Origin of the sequence: Nostoc sp. UCD121 (genome assembly GCF_014222285.1) — a bacterium.
Lineage (GTDB): Bacteria > Cyanobacteriota > Cyanobacteriia > Cyanobacteriales > Nostocaceae > Nostoc.
In genome coordinates, this window is the sequence record NZ_JACKZS010000039.1 from 36,729 (window position 1) to 44,385 (window position 7,657).

5 protein-coding genes are annotated in these 7,657 nt (G+C 42.4%); all 5 read right to left on the reverse strand.

The window, feature by feature from the left end:
• Positions 1-10: 10 nt before the first annotated feature.
• Positions 11-1,381 (reverse strand): PrsW family glutamic-type intramembrane protease, encoded by a 1,371-nt coding sequence (locus tag GNF10_RS11205; RefSeq protein ID WP_185581340.1) that lies wholly within the window; start codon positions 1,379-1,381, stop codon positions 11-13.
• A 761-nt stretch (positions 1,382-2,142) separates the two neighbouring features.
• Positions 2,143-2,595, reverse strand: a complete 453-nt coding sequence (locus GNF10_RS11210) for a nitrate reductase associated protein (RefSeq protein ID WP_185581339.1) — start codon at positions 2,593-2,595, stop codon at positions 2,143-2,145.
• Between the two features lie 366 nt (positions 2,596-2,961).
• A complete protein-coding gene (locus GNF10_RS11215) occupies positions 2,962-3,420 on the reverse strand; it encodes a phosphate-starvation-inducible PsiE family protein (protein WP_185592965.1) in 459 nt (152 codons plus the stop codon).
• A 289-nt stretch (positions 3,421-3,709) separates the two neighbouring features.
• Entirely contained in the window at positions 3,710-5,905 is a 2,196-nt protein-coding gene (locus GNF10_RS11220; RefSeq protein ID WP_185580388.1) for a molybdopterin oxidoreductase family protein, read from the reverse strand.
• Between the two features lie 168 nt (positions 5,906-6,073).
• Positions 6,074-7,576: a NarK family nitrate/nitrite MFS transporter gene (locus GNF10_RS11225; protein WP_185580387.1), complete on the reverse strand. Its 1,503-nt coding sequence runs from the start codon at positions 7,574-7,576 to the stop codon at positions 6,074-6,076.
• Between the last annotated feature and the right edge of the window lie 81 nt (positions 7,577-7,657).

Sequence of the window (7,657 nt, forward strand, 5' to 3'; positions counted from 1 at the left end):
TCTTCATCTCTTATTTTGGGCCTAGAAATCGGGTAGCGAAATTTTGCGATCGCGTAGGTGATAGCGCCCGTGCCTTGAGAATTGCCGCCATCAAAAAGGCGTAAGATAACACCCCAACAACTACCAACAGCAAGGCATTAATAGATCCTGTCGCATTCCACAGAGCATGGAGCGCAGCAGCACTAAGATAACCAATAGAAAGAATTTGCCAACTTCTACTGGGCTTGAGAACAGCCAACCCGATAAAATAGCCCAGATAGCCACTATAAGCCATGTGTCCCGCTACAGAGCCTAAAATTCTCGGAATTAGCAGTTGTAAACCCGCTAGTTGACCAGCAGCGCCTATGCCTACCTGTTGTGCAATATCGGGCACATATTGTCCAAGAGTTTCTAATAAAGTGAAACCCACAGCAGAAGCCGTTCCCAGGAGAATCCCATCTAGAGGTTCCCAAACGCCAATCTTTTCCCGCCAAGGTGAAGATAACATTCTACCGATGGCAAATGCCCCTAACACAGGTAATGCCTTGAGTAATTCCTCCATCAACCCAGCACCAAAAAACATCCGTACCAGTAACTCTGTGAAGGTGGTAGATTCTTGGGGTGAGGGCAAGTTTCCAGGAAGAATACCGCGAAACACGAAAATAAATAGATCCAACAGTGGACTGAGTAAAATCAACGTTGTACTCAATGCCGCAGCCATTAGCACCCACCAAGGCTTTTGTTTACCGCAAAGTTGGTAAACAAAATAGTAGGCAGCGAAGGCGATATAAGTTGCAACGATAATTTGATTAGCTTGAGGCTGACCGACTGTAGCAAACATTAACACTACAAAGATTACGGTCAGTATTCCCGGTACGAGGTAAGCTTTCCGAGTTAAATCTTTACCAGTGGAAATAATGGGGAAAAGCTGAGTGAAGCTAACAGAATCTGGCTGCTTTAATTGCGTGTGACCGTGGTAATTTGTTGCCGAAGGTAATGGTGTAACTTGGTTAACTGTTGTGGCCGGAGCTTGATAAGTATATTCGTACTCAAAAACGTATTGCGGGCCATCCGCACCTAGAGAAATGCGATCGCCTGGGTGCAATTCCTGACATTCATACAAGCGTTGTCCATTCAAATAAGTACCATTAGCACTATTTAAATCACAAAGCACCCAGCTGAATTTGCTATCTGGCGATAAAGAGAGGGGACGAACCACCGCATGACGACGAGATACCATCCGGTACATCATGGCATCCAAGACAACTTGGCAGCTGGGGTCGCGTCCAATTACCATCTCTTTGCTGGGGGGCAGGGAGTAGCGAGATTCTGATCCAGAAGCTGCCCCATTACCAGACACTAGCCGCAGAAATGCATTATGTCTTGCGTTTTTGCCTGTCATCGAGTTAGTGTGCGTTTCTAAACTAATTCTTCTTCATATAATTTGGCAGCAGGACTAACCTTAGCCACATTAACAGCAGCATTGCTAAATCCACTATAGCTTCACTTACTGCTAAGAAATTTAAAATTCTAGAAGGGAAATTTCAAATTGTTTCACCTAATGTTAATAAGTATTCCATGTACTGAGAGTTTGTCCTAAATGGGCTTGTCATGCGGATGAATCAGACTATATGATTTGTCTGCTTTTGACATCCTAGCGGTAAATTTCATCCAAAGCAATTTATCAAAAAACAGTAGTTTTTACTGCATTTAGTTTCATTTAGAAAATATATAATTTCTGGTGGTCTGTTGCGAGCTAGTATGATCTTCTTCCAAAGGGAGAGGGCTAGCGCTTTTCCTTCTCTACGAGAGGCTGCGCCCTAAGCAAAGCTATGCCGCAGGCTTTACGGAACGCTTTGCGAACGCAAAGTGTCTTGTAAAAAAGGGATGTTTCCCCATGAGTAACTGGCGGTAGCAAGTACTTAAGCGTCCGTAGGAGTGTCACCTTAAAGGTCAGCTGTTTTTGCCACAGTCTATTTGAAGCAGGGACTAGGTAAAGAAACTGTGTTGTTTATAAAATAAATATTAATTTAGAGTTGAGTCCATTAGGCGTGAGCAGACGCACAAATTTTTGACATATTACAGCACTAACACTGCGATAATGTATCATTTTATGATGGCAAGTTAACAAAGTGTAATGCACTGAACACTTTTATTCTGTAATTAAAGCAGATTAAATTCTGCGATCGCTCTTTTAAAGTTTTTGCTTTCATGTCCTGGGCGACTGAGTTTAATTAAGGCAAAACGCTGTAAGGGCGTTAAAGCTACCCAATGTTGCGCTGTCAGGTTTACACCTATTTCTTGAGATTTTTCCTGGAGGCTAGGTGGTACGGTGCTAGAGTCTAGCCATGCAGGATGTGCCTCGATGGGTAATTTTGTAGCTGGTACACCCGTGAGTTGTAGGATTAATTGTTCGATATGTTCGCGGTAAGACTGAATTTCCGTTTCTGTTGTGCAAGGTAATTCGACTAAAGCTTGACGCTCGGCTGTAGTCATTTGATTCCAATCAGACAATTTTAGCTTGATGCCACAAGTATCTAAATTGCAACGCACCTGCATGGGGATACAACGCAGGGAATCAACAAAGTCTGCTTCAAATTGAAAAAAATTTTTCATAGTCAAGTATTAAAAATTTGGGCGTTGCTGAATTAAAGTATGAATCTGGATGTAGAGACTAGCAGTGCTACGTCTCTACAAGGATTTTGGTATTATACAAAATCATTTTCATACATGGAATCAGCAACGCCCAAATTTGATTATTTAGAATTAACAATTTTAAAATATCGATATTTTTTTAGATTTCACTTACAAAATAGTAATTAAAAACAAGACTTAGGTAGCGATCGCACACTAATAATCTTTACCAAATGCCGTTTTGGCTGTTCTTAATTATCAAGTATACTCTATTGTTTGTGGATAAAATTAGCCAAAACTATATCTCTATAAAAATTATACTCAAAAATATCTGAATCATCTCTATTTTTAATGAGTGTTTCTGTCATTACTGAGACGAATTATCAAGTAACTAATTGATAGAGCTAGAATAGCTATTCCTAAACCAATTATATCAATACCTCCAACTTTTTCTAAATCAAGAATAATAATTTTTCTGGCAACAGCAATTAAAGATGTGACAATAACTAATTCAACTTGAAAAACGTGCTTTCGTAAATAAGCTGTGATATTTTCTAAAATTTCTAAAGCAATTAAAATGTTCAAAAACAACCCAAAAATCTTATACAAGGTTGTGTTAAACTTAGCATAAGGGGCTGTAAATAACTCTTTAAGAATAAAAGCTGCTAAATCTCCGATCGCAACCAAAATTACAACTACCATAAAAATAGATAGAACTTTAGAAACTAGCACCTCTATATTTTCAATGATGTGCATGAAGTTCTCATCTTTGGTAGCTCCGAGAATTCGCCTCATTAACTTTTTCATTTGCTGCACCTGATTTTTAAATAAAAGAAAATCCCATAGATAAATCTAGAGGATTAAAAAAAGATGATTTGTAAGTTTACTATCTGATTTTTATTCTTTCCCATAGCTTAATTCGACGCTAGTAAAGCCTCTGCTTACTAGAAATCTAGTCTCTTTATATATAGTAATTGCTATGAGTCAAGAGTAGAGAGCCATAAAAATTTATAATCACTATTAGTTATTTATTATTGACTAAATTACCTATTAGTGATTGATTGTTAATTACCTGTTTATAAATACACTTTGCAGCTTACCATTGTGATGACTGGAATTGATAATCTTTGACTGTAACTTCCACAGAGATTGGTATCAACTGCACAGCACAGGCTTTTAATTCTGGTTGCAGCGAATCTGGGCAAGATTCTGGATGGGTAAGGGCGTTAGCTTCGGCATTATCTGCCCACAGTGAACCCCAGTGCATAGGGACAAAAACTGTACCAGGCGCGATCGCTTTTGTCACTTTAGCAGGAAATTGAGCTTTACCACGACGCGATCGCACTTCCACACTCTGATTATCTACAATACCTAACTTAGCAGCATCACGGGGATGAATTTCGATAAACGGTGCGGGATGCATTTTGCAAATTTTTTCAATTCGTCCGGTGCGTGTCTGGGTATGCCAGTGTCCGTAAAGTCTTCCATTAGTTAGCACAAATGGATAATCTGGGTCTGGTGGTTCTGCCAATCCCTTTGAGTAATATGCCCCAAATCGAGCGCGTCCATCAGGAGTGTGAAAGCGCAAATCAGTATATAACCGCTTTCGAGAGATTTCTCCCCCCGCTCCCCTGCTCTCTTGGGGATGCGGCCATTGAGTCGGGCCTTGTTCCTGTAATTGTGTGTGACTGATACCCGTCATATTGCAGGGGCGATTTTGAGTTAATTGGACGAATTCAGCATAAACTTCAGCAGAGTTAGCAAAGGCGAACTCTTTTTCAAAACCTAATCTGCGTCCAACTTCAGCGAAAATTTCCCAATCTGCTTTAGCTTCTCTTGGTGGTTGGCGGAATGCTTGACACAAAGTTACCACTCGTTCGGAATTTGTCATCACACCAGTTTTTTCACCCCACTGGGCTGCTGGTAGGAGGACATGAGCGTAAGCAGAGGTTTCTGTAGGATAATATGCGTCTTGGTAAATAGTGAAAGGCGATCGCAACAACGCCTTCTTAGTTCGCTCCAAATCTGGCATACTTACAGCTGGGTTGGTAGCCGCAATCCACAGTAACTCTACAGCGCCATTTTCCAAGCCAGTAATCATGTCCCAAGCAGTCAAACCGGGATTGGGCGAAATCTGTCCCGGCTTGAGTCCCCACAACTCCTCAACTTCGGCTCGGTGCTGAGGATTTTTCACAACCCGATAACCCGGTAATAAATGCGCCAAACCTCCGGCTTCCCGTCCTCCCATTGCGTTTGGCTGACCTGTAAGCGAGAAAGGGCCAGCGCCAGATTTGCCAATTTGTCCAGTCATCAGGTGCAGGTTAATGATAGTTCTTACCTTAGCCGTCCCTTCTGACGATTGATTCACACCCATTGACCACAAGGACAGTACCCGCTGTGATTCACCCCAATAGCGAGCTGCTGTTTCTAAATCTTCAATGCTGATTCCACATCGATGAGCTACTATTTCTGGGGGATAGTGGCGAATCACTTCCGCATAAGCCGGAAAGTTGCTAGTGCAGTCTTCCATGAACATGGTATCGATGTAGTTCCAGCGCATCAACAAGTGAGCGATGCCGTTTAACAAGTCGATATCTGTACCGGGACGAATGGCTAAATGCAAATCTGCGGCTTCTGCGGTTGGGGTGCGTCGGGGATCAACCACAATCATTTTGACTTTGCGGTTCTTTTTGTGATATTTTGCCAGCCGATTGAAAACGATGGGGTGACATTCGGCTGTATTCGTACCAATTAAAAATGCACAGTCAGTTAATTCTAGGTCTTCGTAACAGCAGGGCGGGCCATCTGAGCCAAAGCTTTGAATGTAGCCAGACACAGCACTAGACATACATAAGCGAGAGTTGGCATCAAAATTATTAGTACCCAGACAGCCTTTCATCAGTTTCTGGGCTATGTAATAATCCTCCGTTTGAAACTGGCCGGAACCATACATACATAAGGCTTCTGGTCCTTGAGTGAAGCGCACAGTTTGAATGCGCTTGGTGATGAGATCAAAAGCTTCATCCCAACTAACGCGCCGAAACTCTTGATCTAAGGAGTCTCGCACCATTGGGTAATGTAATCTATTTTTATCTAAAGATTCTGCGATCGTTGCGCCTTTGACGCAAACCATTCCTTGACTGGATGGATGGGCTTTATCGCCACGCACCCGCCAAATTGGATTACCTTGACTATCTCGATTAGTTGCTTTGTTATGTTGGGCTGGAGGTGAAACTTCTAAACCACAGCCAACACCACAGTAAGGACAAAGGGTTTTGGTAAATTCACTCATGATTGTGCAACCTCAGATGTAGCGACTGTTTGAAAAGCGCAAGTTAATACAGCTTTGCGTAAAATCGTGGTGAATTGAGGGGTGAAATTTAAACGCAGAGGGGCGCAAAGTAGAGCGCAAAGTTTGTTTGAGTCTATTCGCTACGAACTATAAGAATTTATGACAGGTCTATTCTTCTGCTAAAAAGTTAGGATTTTTAGTTGCGGTTTCTGGTGCTTCGCCTTCATAAGCAGCAGCAAAGGAACCTTTTGGTTCTTTGAGGAAGAAGGCACACATAAAAGCACAGACTAAAGCAGCTATACCCATCGTGGTAAATAGCGTTGGAGCGTCGGTTAAGCTAAAAATTGTTAGGTAAACTACGCCGCCAAAGTTACCGTAAGCTCCCACATTGCCGGCAATTTGTCCAGTGGCTTCCTTCTTAATCATGGGTACGATGCTGTAGGTTGCACCGCAGCCAGCTTGGGCAAAGTAAGCGGCAAACATTGTAACTGCGATCGCTAGCGGAATCGGCCAGCTACTATTAATAAAATGGGCAATCAAATAACTAACACCAATGCCGACACTGATTATTGTCATTGTCCATTTACGGGAGCTAAATTTATCAGAAATTAAGCCACCACTGGGACGAGAAATCAAATTTAAGAACGGATAGGTAGCAGCAATCATCCCAGCAACAACATGCTCTAAAGCAAAGGTTTTTTCAAAGAATGCCGGGAGCATGGAAACAACCGCCAGTTCGCTGCCAAAGTTAGTTATATAAGTGAATTCCAGTAAAGCTACTTGACCAAATTGAAAGCGTTCCGATGGAGCGTAAGTTTTTTTACCAGCTAGAAGTTCTCGGTTTACTTGCCAAGCTTGGTAACTTTGGTAAGCAAACAATCCTGCTAATAGCAACCAAGCCAGATACATTTGGCTCAAAGTCAAGAAGTGAATATTCTTTTGTTCCAAGCGCCAAGCTAATAAACCTAGAGCGAAAATCAAACCAAAATTTGAGACAATCAGCGCCCAGAAGCTTTTGATACTAGTCACTTCTAGAGAACCATTTTTCTTAGGCTTCTTGTAGACTTTACCTGCGGGCGTATCTTGAACGCTGTTGTAATAAATTACGCCGTAAATAGCAGTAATTATCCCTGTAAGTGCGATCGCAAACCGCCAATTAGAAGCACCACCAGCAAAAAAGCTAGTAGCTACTGCAAGTATCGGCAAAGCAAACTCTGCGCCAAAAGCTCCAAAGTTACCCCAGCCGCCATAAATGCCTTGGGCAATTCCCATCTCCTTCGGCTGGAACCATTCCGCCACCATGCGGATACCCACAACAAACCCAGATCCGACAATTCCCATCAGCAAACGACTGATAACTAGTTGATTAAAATCTTGCGCTAACGCCGTCGCCAAACAAGGAACTACCGCAAACATTAGCAGCATTGAATAGGTGATTCTGGGGCCAAAACGATCCAGAAGCATCCCAATAATTAACCGTGCAGGAATTGTGAGGGCGAGGTTACAGATGCCCAAAGTTTTGATTTGTTCAGGCGCTAAACTTAGTTCTTTGCCAATAGTTGTAGCGAAAGGAGCGAAATTAAACCAACAGACAAAGGTGAGAAAGAAGGCAAACCAAGTTTGATGTAAGATGCGGTAGCGATCGCTGAATGAAAATAATCCTTTAAGCATTGCAATCTTCCTAATTGAAGAGGACGGTAGGGAAGCAGGGGGAGATGAGAGAGCAGGGGGAGCAGGGGGAGCAGGGGAGGC